Raw genomic sequence first — 25,957 nt, forward strand, 5'->3', positions numbered from 1 at the left:
CGGTAACCTGGACTGGTTGATTCCCGCCTGTCTCGCGAAGAATCTCGCGAAGATCGCGGCCACGGTTCGCGAAGAATTGGATGAATGATGCACCGGTACCGGTCCCACACCTGCGGTGAGCTCCGCGCCTCCGACGTCGGCAGCGACGTCCGGCTGAGCGGCTGGCTGCACAATCGCCGAGACCTGGGCGGCATTCTCTTCATCGACCTGCGGGACCACTACGGCATCACGCAGCTGGTCGCCAGGCCCGGCACGGCCGGCGCGGAGGCCCTGGACAAGCTGTCCAAGGAGACCGTCGTACGCGTCGACGGCAAGGTCGTCTCGCGCGGCGCCGAGAACGTGAACGGTGAGCTGGCGACCGGCGAGATCGAGATCGAGGTCGGCGAGGTCGAGGTGCTCGGCGCCGCCGCCCCGCTGCCCTTCACGATCAACGCCGAGGACGGCGTGAACGAGGAGCGGCGCCTGGAGTACCGCTTCCTGGACCTGCGCCGCGAGCGCATGCACCGCAACATCATGCTGCGCAGCGCCGTGATCGCCTCGATCCGCTCGAAGATGGTCGCGCTGGGCTTCAACGAGATGGCCACCCCGATCCTGGCGGCGACCTCCCCCGAGGGTGCGCGTGACTTCGTGGTCCCGTCCCGTCTGAACCCGGGCAAGTTCTACGCGCTGCCGCAGGCCCCGCAGCAGTTCAAGCAGCTCCTGATGATCTCCGGCTTCGACCGGTACTTCCAGATCGCGCCCTGCTTCCGCGACGAGGACGCCCGTGCGGACCGCTCGCCGGGCGAGTTCTACCAGCTCGACGTCGAGATGAGCTTCGTGGAGCAGGAGGACGTCTTCCAGCCCATCGAGAAGCTGATGACGGAACTCTTCGAGGAGTTCGGCGGCGGCCGTCACGTCACCTCCCCCTTCCCCCGCATCCCGTTCCGCGAGTCGATGCTCAAGTACGGCAACGACAAGCCCGACCTGCGCGCCAAGCTCGAACTCGCCGACATCACCGACGTGTTCGAGGGCTCGGAGTTCAAGGCGTTCGCCGGCAAGCACGTGCGGGCGCTCCCGGTGCCGGACGTGGCCGGCCAGTCCCGGAAGTTCTTCGACGGGCTCGGCGAGTACGCCGTCTCGCTCGGCGCGCAGGGCCTGGCATGGGTGCGGGTCGGCGAGGACGGTTCGCTGTCCGGTCCGATCGCGAAGTTCCTGACCGACGAGAACGTCAAGGTGCTCACCGAGCGCCTCGGCCTCGTCCCCGGGCACGCGGTGTTCTTCGGCGCGGGTGAGTTCGACGAGGTCTCCAAGATCATGTCGGGCGTACGCGTCGAGGCCGCCAAGCGGGCCGGGCACTTCGAGGAGGGCGTGTTCCGCTTCTGCTGGATCGTCGACTTCCCGATGTACGAGAAGGACGAGGAGACCGGCAAGATCGACTTCTCGCACAACCCCTTCTCCATGCCGCAGGGCGGTCTGGAGGCCCTGGAGACCCAGGACCCGCTGGACGTCCTGGGCTGGCAGTACGACATCGTCTGCAACGGCATCGAGCTGTCGTCGGGCGCGATCCGTAACCACGAGCCCGACATCATGTTCAAGGCGTTCGAGATCGCGGGGTACGACCGGGAGACCGTGGAGCGCGAGTTCGGCGGCATGCTCAAGGCGTTCCGCCTCGGCGCCCCGCCGCACGGCGGCATCGCGCCGGGCGTCGACCGCATGGTGATGCTGCTCGCGGACGAGCCGAACATCCGGGAGACCATCGCGTTCCCGCTGAACGGCAACGCGCAGGACCTGATGATGGGCGCGCCGACGGAGCTGGACGAGTCGCGCCTGCGCGAGCTGAACATCGCGCTGCGCAAGCCGGTGTCGGAGAAGTAGGCATTTCCATAAGGGGCGTTGCCCCTTCCCAACCCCCTGGGCTTCGGCTCGGGGGGTTGGTTTGTTTCCCCACCCCGCCCCTTCCCGAGACCCTCAGGGGGTGAGGGGGAGGGGGCTTCCCGGGGCTCCGCCCCGGACCCGGCGGGGGGCTGCGCCTGTACCCCTGCCTTGGGGCTTCCCGCTTCGAGCTTGGCCCTGGTGCGGCCCCCATGCGGCGATCGCCTCCATGTAGGGGGATGTGCTTCGTGCGCTCCCTGTACAGCAGCGCCCCCGGGTGTAGGGAGCCCGGGGGCGCTGCGGAGGTCATGGCCTCCCGGGCCGCTGAGTTCGTGCCCTCAGTTCTTCGAGCGGGCGAAGAACTCCACCTCTGCTATCGCCACCTGCTTGTCCTTCGCCGCGCCGAACGCCGAGCGCAGGATGATGCGGACCGAGGCCGCGTCTCGTACGCGGACGTCTATGCGTTGCACTCCGCCGTCGTTGATGGAGCGGTGCGACGTGTGCTGCTTGCCGCTGGAGTCGGTCACCACCAGGTCGAACTCCTGGGGGCGGGCCTGTTCCGACTGCTGGCCCTGGCGCTTCGACGTGCCCGGGGTGATCAGCAGGGCGAGGAGGTCGGTCGGCTGGCCGAACGTCGCTTCCAGGTACGTGCCCGCCGCGTCGTTCGCGTAGCCCGTGCCCCACCACGTGTTGGAGTAGCTGTCGCCCGCCAGTTCCGCCTTGTGCTGTGGGTCCGAGTGGGATGCCGCCCATGCCGTCGGGTGTACGGCCACCCGCTTGGCGAAGTGGTCCTGGACCGCCCGTGCCGCCGGCGGGCCGCCTATGACCCCTCCAACCACTACCGCCACAACCGCCGTTGCTATCAGCGCCCTTGCTATCCAGCGCTTCCTGTCCCTGTGCAGCGGGGGACGCTGGCCCGCGTACGGGCCCGTCGCGTTGTCCTCGCGGCGCGGGGTCAGCTGGGTCGCGCAGCTTCGGCAGAAGTTGCGGTGCTGGTGGTTCGGGGTGCCGCAGGCCGGGCACGGGGTGCCGTTTTCCGGGGCGGGGGTGGGGGTGGCCGTGCGGACCTTGGGGCGGGCTGCCTCGGGGCGGCCGGGGAGGACCGTTCCCGGGGCGCCGGGGGGCTGGGCTGCGCTTGGTTCCTGTACGGGGACGAGGAGGGCCCTTGCCGCGTCTGTCGCCGAAGTTGCCCTTGCCTCGGGGAGGGGGGTGGTGTTGCCCTCGTCGGCCGCCACGGCGGGGATGGGGGTTGTCGCGGCTTCCGGGGCCGCGGCCGGGGCGGGGTTCGCTTCCGGTGCGGCGGGGCCGGGCGCGGTGTCCGGGGTTCCGGCAGCGGGGGTGTCATGCGGCGCGGTTGCGCCCGCAGCGGGGGCATCACCCGAGGGAGCCGCGCCCGCTGCGGAGGCGGCCGGGGCGGCATCCCCCGACGGCTTGGGCGCGGCGTTGCCCGAAGGCGTGCCCGGGGTCGCAGCGCCTGAAGGCGCACCCGGGGTCGCATCCCCCGAAGGGGTCCGGTCTGCCGACGGGCTCGGCGGGGTCGTCGGGGCGGTCCAGCGGAGGAAGGCTCCGCAGGAGTCGCAGAACGATTGGCCCGTGGCTCGGGCCGGGGTGCCGCAGTCGGGGCAGGGGACCATGGCCGGGGTGGACATGAAAGGTCAATTCCCTTCGTGGGTAAGGGTTTTCGCGGATACCTCGGCCGTGAAAGGGAGGTGGGCGGGGCGGGCCGCCGCCACCACCGCCTGGAGGCGGTGAGGGTCGACGGAGGACGGGTCGGGGACTCGGAGGGTCACCCGGAGGGAGGGCCTCGGGGCACCCGGGAACGGGCCGAGGGGGCGGGCCGACCAGGTCGCTCCGCCGCTCTCGGTGATCTCGGGGCGTACCCCGAAGGCCAGTTGGACCGCCTGCGCCAGGCCCTGGGCCGTGCCCCGGACCCGGTGCAGGGAGACCGCCGTCGCCACGGCATGGCGGCGGATCTCCAGCGGCTCCGTGCCGTCGAGCTCCGCGCCCACCCAGCCCGTCAGCCAGTCCACGAAGTCCTCCGGGGCAAGGGCCGGGTCGAAGTACGCCTCCAGGCAGTCCAGGACGTTGAACAGCGGGGCCAGGACCACGTCCAGGCCCTCGACGAAGCGCTGGGCGAAGTCGTCGTCCGCGTACACCGCGGGCAGCTCGCCGCCCAGCGGGTGCGACGAGCCGAGCCCCTCCACCGATCCCCGCGCGCTCATCGCGCCTCGATCACGCGCACGCGGTGGTCGAAGGGGAAGAGGAGTGCCGAGGGGGAGAGTTCGATGCGGTCCGTCGCGTCGCCTCGGCGGCCGGTCAGGGGGTCCGCCGGGTGCAACAACACCTCGTCCACCAGTTCCACACCCGGGACCCTCTGCAACGCCGCGAAGATCTCTCCTGCCCGCAGCGGGCGGCCGAACGGCCAGCCCGTGCCGTGGGCGCCGCCCGTCAGCGGGTCCAGGTAGGAGTAGAGGGCGTTCAGCGCCTCGTCGCGTACGTGGTCCGCCTTCGCCGCGCGGAACGAGTGCAAGGTGGCCACTACCGTCACGCCCTGGTAGAACGGCGGGCCCACCGCCAGGCGGGTGCCCAGCGGGCGGCGGTCGTCCAGGAAGGTCGTCACGCGGCCCAACAGCTCGTCGCCCGGGACCAGTTGCTCGAAGCGCAGCCGTCCACCCCGGTCGGGGACGGCCTGCGGGACGACCAGGACGCGTACCGCGTTGTCGCCCGACTCGGCCGCGTCCGCCGCCAGGCACGCGATGCGGGCGGTCTCGGGGGCGGCGCGGCGGGCCAGCTCCTCGTAGTCGCGGGCGGTCACCGCGCGCTCCTGGGCGCGCAGCGCGATCGGCGCGCGCGTCTTGGCCTCCTCGACGGTCTCGCCGTCGACCCCGCCACGCGCCGCCTCCCGGTTCTCCACGCGGGAGATGTACGGAATCGAGCTGCGCAGGACCTGGATCGAACCCCGGGCGACGTTGCCGGCGCGGCCGCCGCCGGTGCCGTAGCGGGAGGCACGGATGGCCGCGCCCTTGATCGGTACGGCGCCGAACTGCCGTACCGTGCCGTCCGGTTGGCGCACGGACGGGCCGAAGGCGATCTCGCCCGTCGCCGCGTCGAGGGTGAAGTGGCGGTCGAAGGGGCCGGACGCGGCGAAGTCGTCCACCGACTCCCACTCCTCCCAGCCCTCGCCCGCCGAGATCTCCAGGCGTACGCCGCCGACGACCGGCGCGTTCGCCAGCATCAGGCGCTGGCCCGGGACGCCCTCGGAGTCGCCGAGGGACTCGTCCCGTACCGTCTCGGCGTGCGAGACCCGCGTGGTGCCGCCGATGGTGAACGCGGAGGCGCTGCGCACCGTCGGCGAGACGCTGTAGAACGGCTGGCCGGGGGCGGCCTCCACGACGCGGCAGCGCAGCCAGCCCGCGTCCAGGCGGCCCATCCGGGACACCGCGTGCCCGGCCGGCATGTGCAGGACGACCTCGCCGGGGCGGTTGAGACCGCCCGTGCTGTCCTCGGCGACCTCGCACTCGGTCCAGCCGTCGGCCGTCCACGCCTCCCACACCAGGGGCGGCTGGCGCGGGTCGACGCCGACGCCGTCGACGCGGCTCTCCATGCGCACCGCGGCCGTGCAGTTCGGCAGGGCCGCCGACAGGCCGAAGAGCAGCACGTCGCCGGGGAGCGGGCCGGAGCTGAACACCGAGACGTCGGTGCCGCCGAGCACGTCCTGCGAGCAGTCCTCGGGTGCGGAGCCGACGGGCTGGCGCAGTACGTGGTCGAGGTGGCAGGGCACGATCGTCAGATCGTCGTCGGTCGCGAAGACCACCGCCTCCTCGGTCTCGGTGCGGCCGGTGGCGACCTCGGTGCCCCGGGGCAGCAGGACCGGCTCCGACTGCGGCGCGGACAGCCAGAACGTCACCGACGCCCTGGCCGCCGACGGCGGGAACAGGGTCACGCCGAGCAGGTCGAGGAAGGCCAGCTGGTTCTTCTCGGGGACCCGGTTGAGCCGGTACACGAGCTGGTCGGCCATGTGCGCGACGGCTTCGATGAGGGTGACACCCGGGTCGGAGACGTTGTGGTCGCTCCACTCGGGGCAGCGCTGCTGGATGTAGCGCTTGGCGTCGTCGACGAACTGCTGGAAGCGGCGGTCGTCGAGATGAGGTGCGGGCAGGGCCATCAGTGTCGTTCGCTTTCGCCGGCCGTCGGGCCTGGCTGGTCGCCGCCCTCGGAGGGAATCACATAGAAGGGGAAGACGAGGCTGCGCGGGTTGTTGGTGCCGCGCACCGAGTACCGCACGTCGATGTGCAGCACGGTCGGCTCGTCGGGCGCCGGGGTCACCGTGACCTCCTCGACCTCGATCCTGGGCTCCCAGCGGTCGAGCGAGGTGCGCACCTCGTAGCGGATGCGCCCCGCGGTGGCGTCGTTGACGGGCGCGAACACCAGGTCGTGCACCGCGCAGCCGAACTCGGGACGCATGGGGCGCTCGCCCGGCGCGGTGGCCAGCACCAGGCGCATGGACTCCTCGATCTCGCGGTCGCGCCGGGCCAGGGCGATGCCGCCGCCCGGGTCGGTGCGCATCGGGAACGCCCAGCCGGCCCCGACGAAGTGTTCGCTCATCTCAACTCTCCTAGATGATCGGCATGCCGTTGGACAGCGGGGCCGGAGACGTCAGCTCGATGGCGGCCGCTCCGCTGATGGCGACAGTGGCCGCGGTGATGCTGGCGTTGGCGATCGCGGTGATGGCCGCCTCACCGGCCGCGTTGAGCGACACCGCGCCTCCCGCGACGACGGACGCCTCGCCACCGGCCTTCACGTCGAAGGCGAGGCCCGCCTTGACGTTGACGGCCATGCCGGCGTCGATCTCGATGCCGGCGCCCGCCTTCATGCTGAGGAGGCCGCCGGCCTTCAGGGACAGGTTGCCGCCCGCCTCGATGTCGACGCCCCGCATGCCCTTGATCTCGACGGTGCCGTCGCTGTTGATGGTGAGGGAGGTGCGGGCCTCGTTCATCTGGATGTGCAGCCTGCCCTTGCCGGTGCGCAGCCGGATGCCGCTGGAGAGGCGGGCCGCCCCGCCCTCTTCGAGCAGCTCGACGGTGTGGCCGCTGCGGGCGGTCAGGGAACGCCAGTTGATCTGCCCGCTGGTCGGGTCGACCACGGGGATGTTGTCGGGTTCGCGGGTGTGCTTGTCGATGCCGTTGTAGAGCCCGGCGATGACGTACGGGTGCTCAAGGGAGCCCCGGTCGAAGGCGCAGAGCACCTCGTCGTTGACGTCGGGAAGGAGCAGCCCGCCGCCGCCCTTGCCGCCGAACTGGGCGACCCGGCACCAGTCGCTCTCGTACGTCTCGGACAGCCACGGGAAGCGCAGCCGGACCCGGCCGAGCCGCAGCGGGTCCTTGGTGTTGGTGACCAGGGCGACGGCCACGCCCGGCATGGGGGGCGCCTGGTCGGTGCCGCCCGCGGCGAGCCCGTACAGCGAACGGAACTGGCGGCCCGAGACGGTCAGCCAGGTCGTGTACTGCTCGCCGGACGCGAAGACGTGGCGTACGCCGGTGGCCGTGTACTTGCCCTCGAAGGGGAAGCCGGCGCCCTTCACGGCGATGGGGGTGCCGGGCTTGAGGTCGGGGTTGCCGGTGACGGCGACCTCAAGCTCGGCGAACGCGCCGGTGACGTCGTCGGCCAGCGCCTTCGCGGCATGGGTGACCTCGGACAGGGTGGTGTACGGGACCTGCGTGGCGGTGAGCTCGGCCGCGCCGAACGGGGTGGTCACCGTGGCCGGGGTGATGTCGGCGACGATGTCCTTGCTGGTGACCGCGGGGGCGGGGGCGGCGAGCTGCCGCTTGGTGCGCATGTCCCAGCCGCGCACGTTGACCTTCTTGACCTGCCCGGCCGACGTCATCGCGATCCGGCTGTGCAGGGTGTTCGTGCCGAAGTCGAGGACGTACGGGCTCTGGGCGGCCGGGGTCGTGTCGGACGGCGCGCCGGAGGCGGGCTTCAGCTCGGAGAAGTTGAGCTTGCCCATGTTGTCGAAGGACAGCCGGACGTCGTTCTCGGCCGCGAGGCGCGACAGGAAGTCCCAGTCGGTGATGTTGGGCTGGGTCGCCAGGTCGTACACCGTGGGCGTCGAATCGATCTTGCCGAGCGAGAGGCCGTTGAGGCCTGCGACGCGGCGCACGATGTCGGACGCGGTCATGCTCGGGTAGCCGGCGACGCGGCGGTTGCGCAGCAGCCGGTGGCCGGGGTCGTAGCCGCGCACGACGAGCTGGCGGCCGGTGCCGGGCTCGGCGTCGATCTCCAGGGCGGTGACCTCGCCGGTCAGCATCGGGTCGCCGCGCCGGCTGTCGGTGAACGGGCTCAGCACCACCTTCGCGCCGATCTTCAGCATCGGGTACTTGGTGGTGACGACGCCGTCCTTGTCGCTGAAGGTCAGCTGGAAGGCGGAGGGCACGTTGACGGAGGCGTCGACCCAGCCCTCGATGAGGCGCACGGCCAGCGGGTCGGGCAGGACCGTCCCGTTGATCTGGACGTGCAGGACGGTGGTGAAGGTCTTCTCGCTCATACGGCGCCCTCCGAGGAAGCGGGCAGGAGCAGCTCGGTGCCGGGGCGCAGCCGCATCGGGTCGTCGATCTCGTTCGCCTCGGCGATCACCCGCCAGCGGGTGGCGTCGCCGTACTCGCGCCAGGCGAGCGAGGCCAGGGTGTCCCCGGCGACCGTGCGGTGCACCCGGCGCGCGGAGAGGGCGCCCGAGGTCGGGTTCTGGCCCTTGGTGTTGGTCGCGACCTCGGTGAGCGAGAGGTTGCAAGTGGCGCGCAGGGGCGTGCCGTTGGGGCTGAACAGCGTGTAGTTGGCGTTCACGCTGGTGACGTACGCCGTGAACTCGACGGTCGAGAACGAGCCCCAGCTGAACTTCACGAACGGCGGCGACGGCGCCTTGGAGGCCACGCTCTGCGGGGTCACCTCGCAGCACGAGAGCAGCAGGTCGACCTGCTTCTGCACGGTGTTGGAGCTCGGCGTGCCCGACGCGTCGAGGAACACCTCCAGCTGGAGGGCCGCGGGCTGCGCGCCGGTGAACTTGGCGGGCGCGCCCCGGGTGTAGGCGATGGCCGGCATGACGACCCAGGTGGAGGACCGGCCGAGCTGCACCTGCGACGGGTTGAACTGGAACTTGACCTCGCCCATGAGCCCGCCGACCGCGCCACCGAGGTCGGTGGGCGGCTGGTGGATGGCGAGGGTGGCGCGGGACAGACCCGCTGCCTTTCCTCCGGTGGGAGCGGCCATGCTCACGCACCCCCCGCGTCGGTGAAGCCGTGGTGGGCGATCTCCAGCGTCTCGGTGGCCACGCTCGGGCTGGCCGGGTCGAGGCTCGGCCCCGTCCAGCGCACGGGAAGGACCTCGACGAGGCCCCACTGCGCGACGATCGAACCGTCGGCGCGCAGGGCCGCGATCTGCGCGGTGGGCCGGGTGATGCCGGTGGCGAGCGAGGAGATCCAGGACGCCACCTTGGAGGTGTCGGCGGTCAGCGGGCGGGTCAGCCGGATCGTGGAGAACGTGACCCGGGTGGGCAACTGCCACACGAACCCGTTGTTGCCGCCCTCCTGGCGCTGCTCCACCTCGACCTCGGACGCGAGACCGTCGCAGCCGTTGAACAGGCCGAGGTTCTGGCCGTCGATGGTCAGCTTGAAGAAGACGGTGGAGCCGGGGTCAAGGGTGGTGGGCATGGGGTGGTCTTCCGTCGGTAGGAGTTTTCAGGGGGCTGGTCACGGGCGGGTGGTGGCGGTCAGCGGTCGCGCAGGCGGCCGATCCGCTCCCGGTCCCCGCGGAGCTCGGCGCGGAGCAGACGGGAGAGCGGGGCGACCAGGCGTCTGGCCAACGCGTCGATGTCGGGGGCCTGTTCGCCGGCCCCCGCTGCCGCCGGCGGTTCGGTGGCCGGCGCGGGCGCGGTGGCGGGTGGGGCCTGTGATGCGGCTTTCCGTTGTACGGGGGGCTCGGGCTGCCGTTGTACGAAGGGCTGCTGCGGGGCGGGCGCGGGGGGCGGGCTGCTCCGTCGTACGGGGATGACGGGCGCCGGGGTCGGCTCCGCGGCCCGCTGTACGGAGGGTTGCGCCATGCCCCGGGATGCGGCGGGCGCGGCGGGACGGTGGAGGGGGACGACGACGGGGCGGGTGTCGGTGGTGGGGGGCGCCTGCCTGAGCGGTACGGCGGCGGGCGCGGCTGCGCCGGTGGGCGCGCCGGTTGCCGTACTGGCTGTGCGGGCCGGGCTGGTTGCCGTGCCGGCAGGGCTGACCGGGTTGCCCGGAGCCGCTTGGTGCCGGGTGGTGAGGGGGCGGGCGGAGGCGAGCGGGGGACCGGCAACTGCCGCACGCTGAAGGGGAGTTGGCGCGGGGAGGCGGACCTTACGGAGGGGTGTGGCCGGGTCGGCGGGAGGGGTGGCGGCGCGCTGGATGGCGGGTTGTGCGGAGGTGGGCGTGGCCGGGGCGGGTGAGGCGGGGCTGGGCGAGGTGGCGCCCGGCGTGATGCCGGGAGCGAGGCCAGGGGGCGCGCTCGCAGGCATGCCCGGGATGGCGCTGCGGGAGATGCTCGGGCCGGCCTTGGGCGGGGTGTTCGGGGTGTTCGGCGTGATGGGGGCGCCGATCAGGGGGCGTCGGCGGGGGGCGTCCGGGGTGGTGGTGTTGTTCTGGACGCGGGTGACCCGGCGGACCATCGGCTTGCGTTGTACGGGGGGTGCCGCCGGGGGCGGGGTGGTGGCCCCCGCATCGGTGGGGGGAACCGATGCGGGGACGTTGGAGGGGCCGTCGGGAGCGACGGCGGGAGTGACGGCAGGGGTGGGCGCGGGTGCGGGCGCCTTGGGGGCGGGCCGCACCACGCCGACGGGGTCGAGGTGGTGGGAGGGGCGGACCGGCCGGGGCGCGGACGTGAGCGAACGCCGCTCGGAGGGGGCGGCTGCCCGCTGAACCGGCATCGGGACCCGGGGAGCCGCGCCCGGACCGGGGCGGCTCGGCGCGGCCGTAACGACCCGCTGGACGACGGGAGTCGCCCCGGACGCGGTGCGGGGGGTCTCCGCCGAGCGGGGTCCCGCCGGGCCGGACGCCGCCTCGCCGGCACGCCGAGCCACCCCGGGCGCGGCCTGAGCGGGGTTGCCCGACGGGGCGTTCCGCTCGGCGCTCGGCTGCGTGCTCGGCGGCGCGGTTGGCTGGGCACTCTGCCTGGTGCTCGACCGGGTGTCGTCCGGACCAACTGCCCGCTGAACCAGGGGAGTTGAGTCGTCACCCGGTATCGGCATCGGCGTCGGCATCGCGGCGGTCCGCTGCGCGGGGGCGGGCGAGTCGGACGGACGGGGCGTCGAGGCCCGCTGTACGACGTCCGGGCCGGGGGGCGTCGTCGCGCTGGGCGGGGTCGTGAGGGCCCGCTGGACCGGGGGGCCGATGGGGTTTGCCGGTACGGGCTTGTCCGCGCGGCGGGGTGCGGGCGGGGCGGGGGCCGTCGCAGGGGTGGGCGCGGGGGTGGGCGCGGGGGTGGCCTGCGGAGCCGAAGGCGCAGGGAGCGTCGGAGCCGTGCGGGAGTTGTCCGCCGCGCCCTGCGAAGTCTTGGCGGGGTTGGCGGTCTCGCCGCGTACGGGCATGGCGGAGGGGGCGTCGGGAGCGGACGGGGGCGTGGGGGTGACGGCCCGCTGGACGGGGGGAGTTGAGGCAGGCCGGGCCGGACCGGCCGGGGTGGGAGTCGCGCTGGGGGTGGGAGCCGGGCCGCTCTGCGCGGGTGCGGCCCATCGCTGTATCGCGGGAGCCGCGGTGGACGAAGCGCCGGGGGTGCTCGCGGGCTTGGGCGCGCCCTGGACGGGGCTGGGCGTCGCGCCCGGGGCGGGGACGGCGGGCTCCTGCGCCGAAGAGGCCTGCGTGGTACGGGAGGTGTCGGCCGGGGCGGCGGGTGTTGTGGCTGCGCGCTGCACCGGGGGCGCCGGTGTCGCGGGCGTGGCTGGCTCCGCCACGGGGCCGGGGTTGTTCGACTCGCCACGCACGGGCATGGCGGGTCGCCGCACGGCGGCGGGCGGTTCGGGCGTGACCGCCCGCTGCGCGGGGGTGGCTGCGCTGGGCGTGGCGGGGCTTGTCGGCCCCGAGCTGGTCGCAGGCTTGACTGCCCGCTGTACTGCGGGAGCCGTACCGGAGGGTGCCGGGCTCGTGGCCCCCGGGTCTGCCGCAGGCTTGACTGCACGCCGCACGGCGGGAGCCGTACCGGGCGCGGGTGACGGAGTCGGCTCCGGCGGGCGGGGTCCGTTGTGCCCACCCGTGGGCTGCGCCCGCTGCACGGGGGTGGTCGCGCTGGGGGTGGCGGGGCTTGTCGGTTCCGCGCCGGCCGCAGGCTTGACTGCCCGCTGCACAGCGTCAGTTGAGCCGGCCGCGGCGGGCGAGGCCGGTGCGGGCGCGGCGCCGGGCTTGTTCGTGGAGCCGACTGCGGGCTTGGCCGCCCGCTGCACGGTATGGGCCGTGCCGGCCGGAGCCGAGGCAGTTGGTCCCGGAGCCGCTCCCGGGTTGTCCGCCGGGCCGGTCGCGGGCTTGGCCGCCCGCTGCACGGTATGAGCCCCGCGGGGGCCGGCCGGGTCCGCCGAACCCGAGTCACCCGTAGCCTTGGCCGCCCGCTGCACAGCAGGAGCAGCCCCAGGCAGGACCGGGCTCGCCTGAGCCTCAACAGCACGCTGTACAGCGGGAGTTGAGCCTGCCGGGGGCTCACCAACGGCGCCCGGCGCCGTGGCCGAGGCCGACGTAGAAGCTGCCCGCTGTACGGGCGTCGCATCCGGCCCGCTCGCACGAGCAACCGCCCGCTGCACCGGACCCGTAACCGGGGCCGATGAGGAAGCCGACGGCTGAACTGTCCCCGCAGCCGGACCCGACCCGGAAGCCGCCCGCCGCACCGGTGTCGGCGCGAGGGCCGAAGCGGCACCCGCCTCCCCCGCACTCGCCTCCCCCGCACCCGGAAGCTCGCTCCTCCCCGCCACCGGCAACCGCAGTACCGGAAGCGGAAGGGACGACGGTGAACCCGCTACCGGGGTCAGGGCGTTGTGGAGGACTCCGTGGGGGGCCGTGGGGGAGACCGCGTGGGTCAGGGGGCGGACCACCGAGAGGTCCTGGTGGGCGGCCAGGGTGGAGCCGAAGGACGGCTCCGCCGTGAGGCGGGGGGCCGCCAGGGCGCGCTGCATCAACGGCGCGGCCGCCCAGCCCCCGTCGCCCTGGACGGGCGAGGGGGCAGGGATCGGCTCGGAAGCCGGGGACGGGGCCCCTTCGATCCCCGCCGGCCGGTTACGCCGGCGCTTGAACAGGCCCATCCCCCGTCACCGCTCCCCTTCGCCTTGTTCCACCAGTGCCGCCACCCGCCGTACGTACGCCCGCCGGTCCGCATGCTCCAGGTCGAGGATGGAGTCCATGTCCCAGTGGAAGTGGTAGGCGAGGTACGCGGTCTCCTCCTCGATCCGGTCGGCCGCGTACGTCACGATTCCCCCAGGCGGCTCCCGGCCAGCTCGACCTCGAAGGACTGCTCGCAGTGCGGGCAGGCCACGGCCGCCCGGGTGTGGCCCTCGGCGTTGATCTGCCGGTAGAAGTCCTGGAGGAAGGCCAGGTCGGAGGCGAACATGTTCTCCACCGTGCCGTCGTGGACGTCACCGAGCGTGCCGAGCCGGGTGATGACCCGGCCGAGCAGGACCACCGACAGGTACGCCGGGTTCTCGCGGACCCGCACGTCCCGCAGCGGGACCAGCTCGTCGCGGGCCGTGGCGAGCCGCATCGCGCCGCGCCGGTGCACGGTGCCCGCCTCGTCCACGTATCCGCGCGGCAACTCGAACTCGAACTCGGTGCGCAGGGTGTCCCGCGCACCCCCGCCGGAGGCGGACGTGGCCTCCGCGCCGGGAGTTCCGGCGAGACCGGCAACTCCGGGAACTCCGACGACTCCAGGACCTTCGCGGCGCATTACTCGATGACCAGCTCTTCGAAGGTGATGGAGACCTGCTCGGTCATGGCCGAGGCGTCGCCGGCCTTGACCGCGCTGATCTCGACCTTGTTGCACCAGGCGTTGCGCAGGTGGTAGCGCTTCACCGGGTTGTCCATGTAGTCCATCATGATGATGGACGCGTTCTTGCGGGCCGAGCCCATGTTCCCGTCGATGGACTGCTTGATCCACTCGGAGAACGTGGCGGACTGCGTGGCGCCGCGCGTCACCGTGCACTCGCCGGCCTTCTTGACGCCGGGCAGCTTCTTGATGATCGGCTTGCCGTCGGCCGAGACCTGCTGGTACTCGATGACGTCCTGCTCCATCGAGAGGCTGCTGACCTCCTGCAGGTACTCGACCATGATGCCGTCGATCTGCAGGCCGAAGTTGTGTGTGGTGAGCGCATCACCAGGCTGAAGCGACATGCTGGGTTACTCCTGTTCGGGCGAAATCGGCAAAAATACGAGCGGGTCGAGGTGCGCCTACTCCTCCAGCTCGCCGCCGCCGCCCGAGAACTGGGCGAGCCGGAACACGACGAACTCGGCGGGCTTGACGGGCGCGATGCCGATCTCGCAGACCACGCGGCCCAGGTCGACCGACTCCACCGGGTTGGTCTCCTCGTCGCACTTCACGTAGAAGGCGTCCTCGGGGCGCGCGCCGAACAGGGCGCCGTTGCGCCACTCGTTGACCAGGAAGGCGGAGATGTTGCGGCGGATCCGGGCCCACAGCGCCTGGTCGTTCGGCTCGAACACGACCCACTGGGTGCCGATCAGGATCGACTCTTCCAGGTAGTTGAAGTACCGGCGCACGTTCAGGTAGCGCCAGGCCGGGTCCGAGGCAAGGGTGCGGGCGCCCCAGACGCGGATGCCGCGGCCCGGGAAGGCGCGGATGCAGTTGACGCCGACCGGGTTCAGGAGGTCCTGCTCGCCGCGGGTGATCTGGAGTTCCAGGTCGACCGCGCCGCGCACGATCTCGTTCGCCGGGGCCTTGTGCACGCCGCGCTCGGCGTCGTTGCGGGCCCAGATGCCGGCCATGTGCCCGGACGGCGGCACGATCTTGGTCTGACCGGTGGAGGGGTCGAAGGACTTGATCCACGGGTAGTAGAGGGCGGCGTACCGGGAGTCGTAACCGGCGCCCTCCATCCGCCACTTGCGGATGTCGCGGGCGTTGAGGCCGGGCGGCGGGTCGAGGACGGCCATGCGGTCGCCCATCAGCTCGCAGTGCGCGACCAGGCCCAGCTGGACGGCCTTGACCTGCTCCAGGTCGATCAGACCCTGCTGGTAGGCGGCCATCAGGTCCGGCACCGCGACCATGTTGATCTCGTCGAAGGCCTCCAGGCCGCCGAAGCCGGTGCGGTCGGCGGAGTCGCCGATGAACTGGCCGGTCTCGATCCGGGCGAGGGTGCCACCGGCGGGGGCCGGCGCGGGAGCGGCGACCGGCGGGGCCAGGGTGACGGCCTGCGCGTCCGGCTTGGCCAGCTGGCCACCGGCCGCGGCCTCCTCGACGGTGATCGTCTTGGAGCGCTGCTTGACCTGCGTGACGACGAAGTTGCGAGCCGACTTCTTCGCGCTGACGTCGAAGTTCTCGACGACGGTGTCGCCGTCCTTGACGACCAGCTTGAAGCGGTCCGCGTCCTTCTCCTCGGCGTCCTGCACCTCGACGGTCAGCGCGCCGCCGTTGGAGCCCGCCGTGATCGCGGAGACCTTGAACGTGCCGAGCGCCACGGCCTCGCCGGCGGTGATCGCCTGCGGCGCGGCGGCGGCCGCGGCCTGCGGGGCGGCCTGCCCGGCGCCGTTGTCGGACCCGCCGACACGCACGACGTAGGCGGCCGTACCGCCGTTGTTGAAGAAGCCGTAGACGGAGTGCGCCAGGTAGTACCCGTCCGTGAACTCGCCGAACTCGGCGACGTACTGGGACCAGTTCGTCACCAGCGTCGGCTCGTTCAGCGGCCCCACGGGCGCGAGCCCGACGAAGGCGGCAACGGAGGTGCCGACCCCTTCGATGGGGCGGGATCCGCTGGCGACTTCCTCGACGTAGACGCCGGGGGACAGGTAGTTGGGCACGGGAAGCTGCTCCTTGTTACTGGGTGTACGGAGGGTGCGGGCTAGCGCCCGAAGACTTTGGGGCCCAGCTGAGCGCGGGGCGGACGGCTCACTCCGAATCCGAGCTGCATGCGGTTGTCCCCCGCCCCCCGAAACGCTGCTACCGGCCAATTACCCCTCAAGCCTCGCGCGGCCCGGCCCGCGCGGGGAGGGGAGAAGGTGCGTGGACGAGGGCAGCACAAGGTGCCCTTCCGGTCATCGGCGCGGGTTCGTCCGGCCGGATCGGGTACGGGTGGGGCCCGGGGGCCCGAAAGCGGACAATCCGGAAGAGGGCGGGTCAGGTCGGACCAGGTCAGGCCTCGTCCTCGTCCTCGGTCAGCGAGATCGGCCCCGGTGGCGGGCAGGGCCGGCCGTTGCTCAGCCGGTTCGCCTCGCGCACCTTCTCCAGTAGTTCCTCCCTCCGTCGGGCGTCCTCGGCCGCCTGCTGTTCCGCACTGCTGTCACCCATTGGCGCGCACCCCCTAGGCACGTATGCCGACTCCCGTTCACGCCGCCCCTGTCCGTGATCGTGCAGTAGCTGTCCGTACTCCCAGCAGCGTGCTCCCCCGACGGCTAGCCTGAACAGTGGGCGCGGCTCTCCAACTCCTTTGTACGGAAGCATGGTTGGGCGAGTGTGTGCGGAAGGGTGTGCTGTCGATGGCCGGTCGCGGACGTGCCGAGCAGGTGCAGTCGCCGCGCGAGTTCTACGGCGAGGAGCTGCGGCTGCGGCGCGAGGCGGCGGGCCTGACCCAGAGCGAGCTCGGCGAGCGGGTCATCTGCTCGGGCTCGCTCATCGCGCACTTCGAGGCGGGCCGGCGCAAGCCGCGCCCGGACCTCGCGGAGCGGCTCGACGCGGCGCTCGGCACGGAGGGCTTCTTCGTGCGGATGCTGCGCACCCTGGACACGTTCCGCTTCGCCGATCACTTCGCGGCCGCCGCCGACGCCGAGCAACTGGCCACCGTCATCGAGGAGTACGCCCCGATTCTGGTGCCCGGCATCCTCCAGACCGAGGCGTACGCGCGGGCCGTGTTCCGCGCCTACCAGCCGCAGGCGCACCCCGACGAGCTGGAGACCAAGGTCGTGAACCGGCTGCGCCGGGCCAATATCCTGGCCGACCACGACAGCCCCCACGTGTGGGTGATCCTTGGCGAAAACGTTCTGGGCACGGCGGTCGGCGGCCCGGCCGTGATGGCCGAACAGCTGAGGCACGTGGCCGCCCTGGGGCGCTCGGGCCGGGTCCTGACGCAGGTCGTACCGCGTGCGGAGGGCGCGCACGGGGCGATGGGCAGCATGCTCAGCCTGATGCGGTTCGCGGACGAACCGGACCTCGCCTATGTCGAGGGCATCCACACCGGGGTCCTGCACGACGATCCGGCGGTGGTCGGCCGCTGCCGGTATGCCTACGATCTGGCACGGGCCGCCGCGTTGCCGCCGGAGGCGTCCCTGGCTCTGCTCGAAACGGCGGCGGAGGAATACGACCATGAGCACTGAGCGCACCCCGGACCCGGCCCCGGCCGCCCCCGGTCCCACCGGCTGGCGGAAGTCGAGCCACAGCGCGGGTGACAACGGCAGCTGCCTGGAGGTCGCCGAGTCGGGCTTCGCCTCCCGCCTCCTCGTCCCCGTACGCGACAGCAAGCGGCCGGGCGGCCCGGCCCTGTTCTTTCCGGCGCGGGCCTGGACGGCGTTCATCGAGGGGGTCAAAGCCTGAACTCCCCTACTGCGCGGCCGTGTTGGGCCCGGCCGGCGGGCGGCCGACCCGCAGCGTCATGGGGTTGTTGAAGTAGCCCGAGGCCGCCTGCTGCTCGTGGAAGCTCTCGCCGGGGCCACCGCCGTAGACGCGGAAGAACCAGGAGCGGCAGGTGTGGTCCTCGAAGTCGTTCTGCAGCTGGATGCGCGGCAGGCCCCGGTTCCTCTTCACGGCGGGGTCCTTGACCAGGGCGGCCAGCACGTCGTCGAACTTCTTCTTGAAAGCCTGCTGGTCGTCGCTCTCCAGGAGCGGCTTGAGCTGGCTGAACCAGCCGCCGCCGCTCTTGGCCCGCTGGTAGAGGAGCTCGTACAGCTCGGAGCGGGCCCTGGCGTCGAACTCGTTGCGCGCGTAGTTCTCCAGGGTGACCTGGCAGGTGCCGTCCAGGGAGCGCGCGACGACCGCCGCGAAGTGGTAGCCCCACACGTTCTCGCCGCGCTCCACGGCGGGCGACACCGAATGGTCGCGGCCGTCCTGCGCCAGCATGCTGAAGATCCCGAAGCCCTCGCCGGGGCCGGGCGAGGCGTACTTGTTGATGCCCAGGCGGGCCTCGGTGTCGTCCCGGCCGCCGTCGCGGACGGCCTCGCCGTAGCTGCGGCCGAGGTCCCCGGCCGGGGCCTGGTCGCCCTGGGCGGCGGCGACCGCGCCGGGCACGTCGAGGGTGTTGGTGGTGTCCTGGGCGACCGCGCCGGCCAGGCGGTTCGCGCGGGCGTCGCTGTCGGAGCTGGGGGTGAGCAGGAAGTTCCCGTCGCCGCCGCCGAGCACCGCCTGCGCCCGCTTGGAGTGCTCGGAGCCGATCAGGGAGCACGCGACCGAGATGCAGGTGGAGCGCAACAGCGAGACGAACGGCCCCAGTTGGCTCTCGGGCGTGGCGTCCCTGACGACGGCGGGCTGTACGCGGAGCAACCGCTGGGCGCCGACGCCGATGCTCCGGCCGCCGGTGACCAGCTCGACGGTGCTGTTGACCGCGCGCAGCGCCGCGTTGGCCGTGTCGACGACGGCCTGCACCGCGTAGAACTCCTTGGGCTCGTCCACCCCGTGGACGGCGAGCGTGCCGTCGTCGGCCACCCGGAGCGGGGCGTCGGCGGGGCCGACCTCGGCGAGCTCGTACCGCAGCCGTTCCCGGATGTCGCGTGGTTCGCCGCCGCCACCCATCGCGACCACCGGCTCCGGACCCTGCGCGACGAAGTACGGCCCGCGCTCGCCGGGTTGGGGCGTCGCGTCGTACGTGCCGCCCGGATGATCGGTGATCCGCTGGATCGACGCGGGCTCCCGGCCGCGTTCGGCGGACGGAGCCAACAGCTGGGCCACCGCCGCGTTCCCGGCGGTGCGGTGAAGCCGGGCGAGTGCGGATTCGCGCCGCGTCGAGCCGGCCACCGGGGTGCTCGGGCGTCGCTCGGCCTGCTGTTCCTGCGTGACCCGCACGATGGGTGCACTCCCCTCGGTCGTTGCCTCGCGATTCTTGACGCCTCCGATGCGGAACGCAGGAGGCGAAAGGCCCGTCTTGGGGGCAGGGAGGGTGCCCTTTCGACCGGTTACCCACGGGGTACAGGGCCAGTTCAAGCCAACTCCTTGTGCGATACATCTGGTGGTGCGGGCCCGTGGGAGGTCCTGGCGTAGCGTTTCGGTGGACCGGAAGAACAAGATCCGGAGGGCCGAAAGGGCAAACGTCGGGGGACGCATCGGCCGGGCGAGTGAGAGGAAGAGGCGGCAGCGCGTGACGGTATCCGGCGGAACGGGCGATGGCGGCACAACCGGCGGCATACCCGACGGACTGCGGTTCCGGATGCTCGGGCCCGTCGAGGGCGACCTCGACGGCCGGCCCCTGCGCCTTGGACCGCCCCAGCAACGGGCCCTGCTCGCCGTACTGCTCCTGCGCGAGGGCCGGCCAGTCTCCATGCCGGAGCTCCTCGACGCGATCTGGGGCGAACGGCTGCCCCCGCGCGGCGTCGGCACGCTGCGCACCTACGTGTCGCGGCTGCGCACCCTGCTTGAGCCGTCCCGCCCCGCGCGCACCCCGGCCAGGCTCCTGGTGTCGGCCGACGACGGGTACGCCCTGCGGGTGCCCTCCGCCGCGCTCGACACCGCGGTCTTCGAGGCGCGCCTCGCCGAGGCCGCCCGGCTGCGCGGCGCGGGGGACACCGCGGCCGCCCACCGCGAACTGACCGGAGCGCTCGCCCTGTGGGGCGGCAGCCCCCTCGCCGGCCTGCCCGGCCCGCACGCCGAGCGCCAGCGCGACCGCCTCACCGAGCTGTGGCTGTCCGCCCGCGAGGACCACTTCCACGGCGCCCTGGCCCTGGACCGCCACGCGGCCACGATCGCCTCCCTCCGGGCCTTCGCGGCCGAACACCCCCTGCGCGAGCGAACCCAGGCCCTGCTGATGCTGGCCCTCCACAGAGCAGGCCGCCAAGCGGAAGCGTTCGCGGTGTACGAGGACACGCGCCGAACCCTGGACACGGAACTGGGAGTCCCCCCGGGCCCCGAACTGACCGCTCTGCACACGAGACTGCTGGCCCGCCCGACAGAGACCCCCTCGACGACGTCCCCGGCCGCACGCCGCCCCGCGGACATGCGCCCCGCCTCACCCCGCGTGGATACCAGCCCCTCCACTCACGCCGTGGCCGCACCCGCCGGAATCCCGCTATCCGCCCCCACCCAGCCGCAGCCGGCCCCCGCGCCCAACACCGCGCAGCGGGCCGCCTCCGCGCAACGGGTCGACGGAGCCCAGCCCGGCACCCCGCCCCGGCCGAGCCGCACAACCACCCCCCGCCCCGCCCAACTCCCGCTCCCCATAAGCGACTTCACGGGCCGAGAGGCCCCCCTCAAGGAGCTGACCACCCTCCTGCAAGAGGCCGCGGACGCCCAGGCCATGGGCGTAGCGGTCCTCACCGGCCTCGGCGGCGCGGGCAAGACCGCCCTGGCCGTCACCGCCGCGCACCGCATGCGGCACGCCTTCCCCGACGGCCAGCTGTACGCGGACCTCCGCGGCCAGGACCCGGACCCCGCGGACAGCGCGGACGTCCTGACCCACCTCCTGCGCGCGATGGGCGTGGCCGAGGGCGCGATCCCCGACGACGCGGGCCAGCGCGGGGCGCTCTACCGCTCCCTGCTCGCGGGCAAACGCGTACTCGTCCTGCTGGACAACGCCCACGGCACCGCCCAGATCCGCCCCCTGCTGCCCGGCACCCCCGGCAGCGCGGTACTCGTCACGAGCCGCACCAGGATCGTCGGCCTGCCCGGGGCCCGCCTCCTCGACGTGGAGGCGATGACCGAGCAGGACGCGCTGGCCATGCTCGAAACGATCGTGGGCGGCGAGCGCGTACAGGCGGAACCCGAAGCCGCCCGCCAACTCGTCGCGGTCTGCGGCAGGTTGCCGCTCGCCGTACGCATCGCCGCGGCCCGTCTCACCGCCCGCTCCGACTGGGCGCTGGCCGACCTCACGGACCGGCTGCGCGACGAGCGGCACCGGCTTGACGAGCTGGAGGCGGACGGCCTCGGCGTCGACGCCGCGTTCCGGCTCAGCTACGAAGGGCTGGACGCGGCGGCCGCCCGCGCCTTCCGCCTGACGTCCGCCGCCGCCGTGCCGGTCTTCGGCCGGGCCACCGCGGCCGCGCTGCTCGGCACCGACGAGTACACGGCCGAGGACGCCCTGGAGGCGCTCGTCGACGCCGGTCTCGTCGAGGCCCGCGGCGTGGACCGCTACCGGTTCCACGACCTCGTACGGATCTTCGCCCGCCGGGTCCTCGAAGACTCGCCCGACGCGGCCGAGCGGCCCGCCGCCCAGCGCAGGCTGCTCGACCACGTCCTGGCCACCGTCCGCCACGCGATCCGCCGCCTGCGCCCGCTCAGCGGCGTACCCGCCCTGCTGTACGCGCCGCAGGCGCCCGGGTACCGCCCGGCCGACGCCGAGGCCGCCCGGGCCTGGCTCCAGGAATCGCACCAGCTGATCCGCGCCACCGCCGAGCAGGCACTCGGCAAGGGGCCCTGGGAGGACCCGGGGGCGGAGGCGGTGCGGCTCGCCGTCGACCTCCTCACCGGCTGGGCGCACCTGATCATCGGCACCGGCCGGCGCCGCGAACTCCAGGGCCCGGCCCGCCTCGCCCTGTCCGCGGCGAACCGTCACGGCGACTCCCGCTCGGCGGGCCGGGCGCTGCGCCTGATCGCCGCCGTACCGCGGCAGAACGCCGACACGTTGCGGCGTACGGAACGCACCCTTCGCCAGGCGCTCCGGTTCGCGGCCCTCGCCTCGGACCCGCTGACCGAGTCCGAGGCGGCGCACGAACTCGCCATGATCCTGGCCGCGATGGGCCGCCCCGCCGAGGCGCTGCCCCTGTTCGAGCAGGCGTACGCGCGCTTCGTCGAGCTGGACAGCCGGGGCGACGCGGTGCGCGTCCTCGCCCATGTCGTACGCGCCCACATGCTGCTCGGCCACAAGGAACGCGCCGAGACCGCGGCCGATGAAGTCCTGCGTGCGGCAAGGGAGTTGGGGGACCGGGGCACGCTCGGGCATGTGCTGTACCAGATCGGCTGCGCCCTGCTCGCGGGCGGCCGGCCGGTCCGGGCCGCCGCCCATCTGCGGGAGTCGCGCCAGCACCACCAGTGGGTCGGCGACCTGCGCTGGGAGGCGCTGGCCTGGGCGCGCCTCGCGCACTGCGCGCTCGCCCGGGACCGGCCCGGGGAGGCCGCGGCCTGTGCGACGCAGGCGCTGTCCATCGAGGACGACCTCGGCGACCCGTTCTGCCGGGGCCTCGCCCTCGCGGCACGCGGCCGGGCGCTGCTCGTGCTCGGCGAGACACCGGCGCTGTCCGCGCTTGCCTCGCTGCGCACCGCGCACCGGCTGCTCAGCGCGCGGGGCGCGGCGGAGGCCGACGAGCTGACGTCCCCGCCGTGGACCGCGCCCCCGGCGGCGGGCCGGCCGACCGGCCCGCCGGGCAGCCCGGTCGGCGGGGCTGCGGGTGCAGCCAGGGCTGCCCTCTGACAGAGCCTTTCGGGCAGGGGACCGCCCGGCGCGCCCCCTAGCCTTCGATCATGACCATGTGGACGTCTCTGGACCCGGCCGCCGTCGCCGTAGATCCCGGTGGGCGGGCCACCGCACGGCTGCGGGTACGCAATACCGGGGACACGGTCGAGGAATACCGCCTCTCGGTGGTCGGCACCCCGGCGGGCTGGGCCCGCGTGGAACCCGACACCCTGCGCCTCTATCCCGGCAGCGAGGGCACCGCGGAGATCTCCTTCGCGCCGCCCCGCTCGCCCGACGCCCTGGCGGGCCCGGCCCCGTACGGCATCCGCGTGGAGCCCCGCGAGCACCCCGACGTGCGGGACGTGCTCGAAGGGCAGGTCACGGTCGCGCCCTTCACCGAGGTGCGCGCCGAACTGCTGCCGTCGAGCCTGGTGGGCCGGTTCCGCGGGCGGGCCTCGGTGGCTGTCGACAACCTCGGCAACACCCCGCTCACGGCGTCACTCACCCTGCGCGACGAGACCAACCGGCTCACCTACGACATGGCGCCGAACTCGGTGCAGGTCGCGCCCGGCCGTGCCGCGTTCGCGAAGCTCAACGTCCGTCCGCAGCAGGTCCGTTGGACCGGCCAGGCCGAACAGCACCGCCTCACCGTCGCGGTACGCCGCTCCGGCGACGACACCGGTCGCGAACTCATCGGCACCTTCGACCAGCGTCCGGTGCTGCCGCGCTGGCTGATGGTCGTGGGCAGTGCGATGGTCACGGCGGCCGTGGCGTTCGTCGTGCTGTGGCTGGCCTTCCAGCCGAAGGTGAACACGGCCTCCGGTGAGCTCCAGGCCGGTCCCAGCGCACAGCCGGTGCCGCAGGGCGCCGAATCCCCGCTGCCCTCCGCGCCTCCGTCCGCCCCGCCGCCGCCCCCGGTGAACGCGCCGCCCCCGGCCGGTGACGGCTCGGGCGGCGGTGCAGGCGGTGGCGGCGGAGACAACGCGGCGCCCGACGGCGGCCCGCCCGTCGTCCCCGCGCCCCCGAAGGCGCCGCCCGCGCCGAAGGCGAACGCCAAGTCGGGCCCGGTCTGGGAGATGGGCTTCAAGCCGGACGACATCGTCACGTTCGCGCAGTACCGCCTGGCCACCCTCGGCAGCAGCAACCCCTGCCAGCTGAAGGCCGGCTGGACCGCCGGGGTCATCGACCAGCTCACCGAGACCTCGCTGCGCTGCTACCAGGGCGCCGTCATGCGGGACAAGAACAGCAGCCGCCAGCTGACGCTCACCGACAAGACGCCCGGCACTCTGGGCCGGGCCACGCTCACCTCGCTGTGGGCGCAGGGCATCAGGGTGGACGACGTGAAGAGCGGCGCGAACAACTTCCAGGTCACGAAGCTGACCGCGGCGCTGTGGTGGGCCACCCAGTCCTCCATCTCGAACGACGACCTCACCCGCGACCGCTACTTCGCCAACAAGGGCATCGAGTACTTCCGGTCCGGACAGAAGACCGGCATGCCGACGAAGTCGGAGGCCGGTCTCGCGAAGGCGATCAAGGCGTACCAGGCGTCCGTCAACCTCCCGCAGAGCGGTGTCGCGGACGCGCAGACCATCAACTGGCTGATCGGCGGCGCGGTCAAGGACACCGGAAAGCCGGGCCGTTAGCGCGGGCGTTAGCGGACGTTAGGCGCTGCTGATCGCGGCCTGACAGGCTGCTCGCCTCCACAGATTCCCGGGCGGTTGTTCCCCCGCGACCGCCCGGGTCCAACACCTCGCGCCGCCCCCGCCGGGGCCCACCCGACTAGGGGCGATGGTCGCTCGGGCAGTCGGTCCTGCCCCCGGAACTGCCCCTTCCGTCCCTGTACTTCGGCCCCCGCCGGAATTAACTCGGGGGGTGAGTATGTGGACTGCCCTGGAGCCCCCCGCCACCACCGTCGCCCCCGGTGACAGCGCCGTCGTACGGCTGCGGGTGCGCAATACGGGGGACACCGTCGAGGAGTACCGGCTCTCGCCGGTCGGGGACGCCGCCGGCTGGGCGAGCGTCGAACCGGCCGTGCTGCGCCTCTACCCGGGGGCGGAGGGGACTGCCGAGGTCACCTTCGCGCCGCCGCGCACCCCGGACGCCCTGGCGGGCCCGAGCCCCTTCGGCATCCGGGTCGAGCCGCGCGAGCATCCGGGCGAGGCCAATGTCGTCGAGGGCCGGCTCACCATCAGCCCGTTCGCCGAGATGCGCGCCGAGCTGGTCCCGCGCACGGTGAAGGGCCGGCGCGTGGCCAAGGGCCGGGTGGCCGTCGACAACCTGGGCAACCAGCCGCTGACCGCCTCCTTCTCCACCCGGGACAACGGCGACACCTTCACCGTCGAGGCCAACCCCAACGCGGTCCAGGTCGACCCGGGCCGGGCCGGGTTCGCCGAGGTGCAGCTCACCGCGGCGAACGTGAGCTGGTTCGGCGGGATACGCCAACAGCAGTTCACCGTCTCGGTGTTGAGGTCGGGCGAGCCCGCCCCGCAGGAGCTGCGCGGCACCTATGTGCAGCCCTCGGTGTTCCCGCGCTGGGTGCTCGCGGTCGGGTCGGTGCTCGTCGCGGCGGCCGTGGCGTTCGCGCTGATCTGGTTCCAGCACGACGTGGGCGTCAAGAGCCAGGCGTCCGAGAAGGCGCCCTCCAAGGAAGAGCCGCTTCCGCAGGGCTCCAACACCCCGCTGCCGTCCGCCCCGCCGGCGCCCTCGAAGCAGCCGCCGCCTCCCTCCGTACCCGCGCCGCCCGCCCCCGCCGGCGACCAGCCGAAGCCGAAGGGCCCCGGCGGCGACAAGCCCGGAGGCGACAAGCCGAAGCCGCCCCAGTACGACCCGAACAAGCTGGTGCGGATCCAGTCCGGGCTCGGGTGGTACATGACGACGGCCACCGACCAGAAGCCGGAGGGCCGCTACGTCTACACCGCGCGCGAGATCCGCAACAATCCCACGTGGGACCAGTACTGGTACGTCCGCCCGCTGCCGAACAACGAGTTCGCGTTCTCGTCGTCCTCCGAGGACTGGGCCGTGGCGGACAACACCAAGGAGGGCAACCAGATCCAGATGTGGGGCGCGTCCGGGGGCAAAGCCAGCCTGACGAACGGTCAGATGACCAGCAACCAGAAGTGGTCGATCCAGCCGATCGACGGTGCGGACGGCTTTGTCCGCCTGGTCAGCAAGGACGGGGGCTGGTGCCTGTCAGACCTGTCCCCCAACGACACGAAGCTCCAGGTCGCGGAGGTCCGTCCCTGCGGAGCCCTCCCGGCGGACCAGCAACGCTGGAAGATCGTCCCGTAGGGACGACGCCGGGTGCGGCGGGGTGCCCTGCCAAGGGCAGCCCCGCCAGGGGCGCGGGGAACTGCGCGACCGGCCACC

Annotated in this window: 20 protein-coding genes; 6 read left to right on the forward strand and 14 right to left on the reverse strand. The window is 73.0% G+C overall.

The window, feature by feature from the left end; genetic code table 11:
- The first annotated feature begins 87 nt into the window (after positions 1-87).
- Entirely contained in the window at positions 88-1,854 is a 1,767-nt protein-coding gene (gene aspS, locus ACWC2B_RS12345) for an aspartate--tRNA ligase (RefSeq protein WP_399484915.1), read from the forward strand.
- A gap of 335 nt (positions 1,855-2,189) precedes the next feature.
- On the opposite strand, the gene ACWC2B_RS12350 is transcribed toward aspS, so the two are convergent.
- The 13 genes from ACWC2B_RS12350 to ACWC2B_RS12410 form a co-directional block, all read right to left on the reverse strand.
- The gene (locus ACWC2B_RS12350) at positions 2,190-3,086 is read right to left on the reverse strand and encodes an NADase-type glycan-binding domain-containing protein (protein ID WP_450716410.1); all 897 of its coding nucleotides are present in this window, start codon (positions 3,084-3,086) and stop codon (positions 2,190-2,192) included.
- Between the two features lie 420 nt (positions 3,087-3,506).
- A complete protein-coding gene (locus ACWC2B_RS12355) occupies positions 3,507-4,073 on the reverse strand; it encodes a phage tail protein (protein ID WP_450716411.1) in 567 nt (188 codons plus the stop codon).
- On the reverse strand, positions 4,070-6,016 hold the full coding sequence (locus ACWC2B_RS12360) for a putative baseplate assembly protein (RefSeq protein WP_450716412.1): 1,947 nt from the start codon (positions 6,014-6,016) through the stop codon (positions 4,070-4,072). The genes ACWC2B_RS12355 and ACWC2B_RS12360 overlap by 4 nt, the downstream gene beginning before the upstream one ends.
- Positions 6,016-6,456, reverse strand: coding sequence for a GPW/gp25 family protein (locus tag ACWC2B_RS12365; protein ID WP_053724991.1), 441 nt, complete (start codon positions 6,454-6,456; stop codon positions 6,016-6,018). The genes ACWC2B_RS12360 and ACWC2B_RS12365 overlap by 1 nt, the downstream gene beginning before the upstream one ends.
- A gap of 10 nt (positions 6,457-6,466) precedes the next feature.
- Positions 6,467-8,395, reverse strand: coding sequence for a VgrG-related protein (locus ACWC2B_RS12370; RefSeq protein WP_450716413.1), 1,929 nt, complete (start codon positions 8,393-8,395; stop codon positions 6,467-6,469).
- Positions 8,392-9,114 (reverse strand): CIS tube protein, encoded by a 723-nt coding sequence (locus tag ACWC2B_RS12375; protein WP_450716414.1) that lies wholly within the window; start codon positions 9,112-9,114, stop codon positions 8,392-8,394. Before ACWC2B_RS12375 ends, ACWC2B_RS12370 begins: the two co-directional genes overlap by 4 nt.
- Before the next feature lie 2 nt (positions 9,115-9,116).
- Complete coding sequence (locus tag ACWC2B_RS12380; RefSeq protein WP_267058993.1) at positions 9,117-9,554, reverse strand: phage tail protein; 438 nt, start codon at positions 9,552-9,554, stop codon at positions 9,117-9,119.
- Between the two features lie 59 nt (positions 9,555-9,613).
- Positions 9,614-11,818: a hypothetical protein gene (locus ACWC2B_RS12385; protein WP_450716415.1), complete on the reverse strand. Its 2,205-nt coding sequence runs from the start codon at positions 11,816-11,818 to the stop codon at positions 9,614-9,616.
- A 1,338-nt stretch (positions 11,819-13,156) separates the two neighbouring features.
- Positions 13,157-13,315, reverse strand: a complete 159-nt coding sequence (locus ACWC2B_RS12390) for a DUF6760 family protein (RefSeq protein ID WP_162952566.1) — start codon at positions 13,313-13,315, stop codon at positions 13,157-13,159.
- A complete protein-coding gene (locus ACWC2B_RS12395) occupies positions 13,312-13,788 on the reverse strand; it encodes a hypothetical protein (RefSeq protein WP_450716416.1) in 477 nt (158 codons plus the stop codon). Before ACWC2B_RS12395 ends, ACWC2B_RS12390 begins: the two co-directional genes overlap by 4 nt.
- Positions 13,788-14,231 carry a phage tail protein gene (locus tag ACWC2B_RS12400; RefSeq protein WP_450716417.1) on the reverse strand — a complete coding sequence of 148 codons (444 nt, stop codon included), beginning with the start codon at positions 14,229-14,231 and terminating at the stop codon, positions 13,788-13,790. The genes ACWC2B_RS12395 and ACWC2B_RS12400 overlap by 1 nt, the downstream gene beginning before the upstream one ends.
- A 57-nt stretch (positions 14,232-14,288) precedes the next feature.
- Positions 14,289-15,869, reverse strand: a complete 1,581-nt coding sequence (locus ACWC2B_RS12405) for a phage tail sheath family protein (RefSeq protein ID WP_450716418.1) — start codon at positions 15,867-15,869, stop codon at positions 14,289-14,291.
- 331 nt (positions 15,870-16,200) lie between these two features.
- Positions 16,201-16,356: a hypothetical protein gene (locus ACWC2B_RS12410; protein WP_450716419.1), complete on the reverse strand. Its 156-nt coding sequence runs from the start codon at positions 16,354-16,356 to the stop codon at positions 16,201-16,203.
- A gap of 188 nt (positions 16,357-16,544) precedes the next feature.
- Here ACWC2B_RS12410 and ACWC2B_RS12415 point away from each other — a divergent pair, with 188 nt between their 5' ends.
- Both ACWC2B_RS12415 and ACWC2B_RS12420 read left to right on the forward strand, forming a co-directional pair.
- Positions 16,545-17,378, forward strand: a complete 834-nt coding sequence (locus tag ACWC2B_RS12415) for a helix-turn-helix domain-containing protein (protein ID WP_450716420.1) — start codon at positions 16,545-16,547, stop codon at positions 17,376-17,378.
- Positions 17,368-17,595, forward strand: coding sequence for a DUF397 domain-containing protein (locus tag ACWC2B_RS12420; RefSeq protein WP_450716421.1), 228 nt, complete (start codon positions 17,368-17,370; stop codon positions 17,593-17,595). Before ACWC2B_RS12415 ends, ACWC2B_RS12420 begins: the two co-directional genes overlap by 11 nt.
- A gap of 6 nt (positions 17,596-17,601) precedes the next feature.
- Here ACWC2B_RS12420 and ACWC2B_RS12425 read toward each other — a convergent pair whose 3' ends face one another.
- Complete coding sequence (locus ACWC2B_RS12425; protein WP_450716422.1) at positions 17,602-19,056, reverse strand: hypothetical protein; 1,455 nt, start codon at positions 19,054-19,056, stop codon at positions 17,602-17,604.
- A gap of 292 nt (positions 19,057-19,348) precedes the next feature.
- Between ACWC2B_RS12425 and ACWC2B_RS12430 the strand changes: the two genes are divergently transcribed.
- The 3 genes from ACWC2B_RS12430 to ACWC2B_RS12440 all read left to right on the forward strand — a co-directional run bounded on the left by ACWC2B_RS12430 (position 19,349) and on the right by ACWC2B_RS12440 (position 25,879).
- Entirely contained in the window at positions 19,349-22,609 is a 3,261-nt protein-coding gene (locus tag ACWC2B_RS12430; protein WP_450716423.1) for an AfsR/SARP family transcriptional regulator, read from the forward strand.
- A gap of 50 nt (positions 22,610-22,659) precedes the next feature.
- Positions 22,660-24,234, forward strand: a complete 1,575-nt coding sequence (locus tag ACWC2B_RS12435) for a hydrolase (RefSeq protein ID WP_450716424.1) — start codon at positions 22,660-22,662, stop codon at positions 24,232-24,234.
- A 229-nt stretch (positions 24,235-24,463) separates the two neighbouring features.
- Entirely contained in the window at positions 24,464-25,879 is a 1,416-nt protein-coding gene (locus ACWC2B_RS12440) for an RICIN domain-containing protein (protein ID WP_450716425.1), read from the forward strand.
- Positions 25,880-25,957 lie beyond the last annotated feature (78 nt).

The sequence above is a fragment of the Streptomyces sp. NPDC001415 genome (assembly GCF_053597395.1).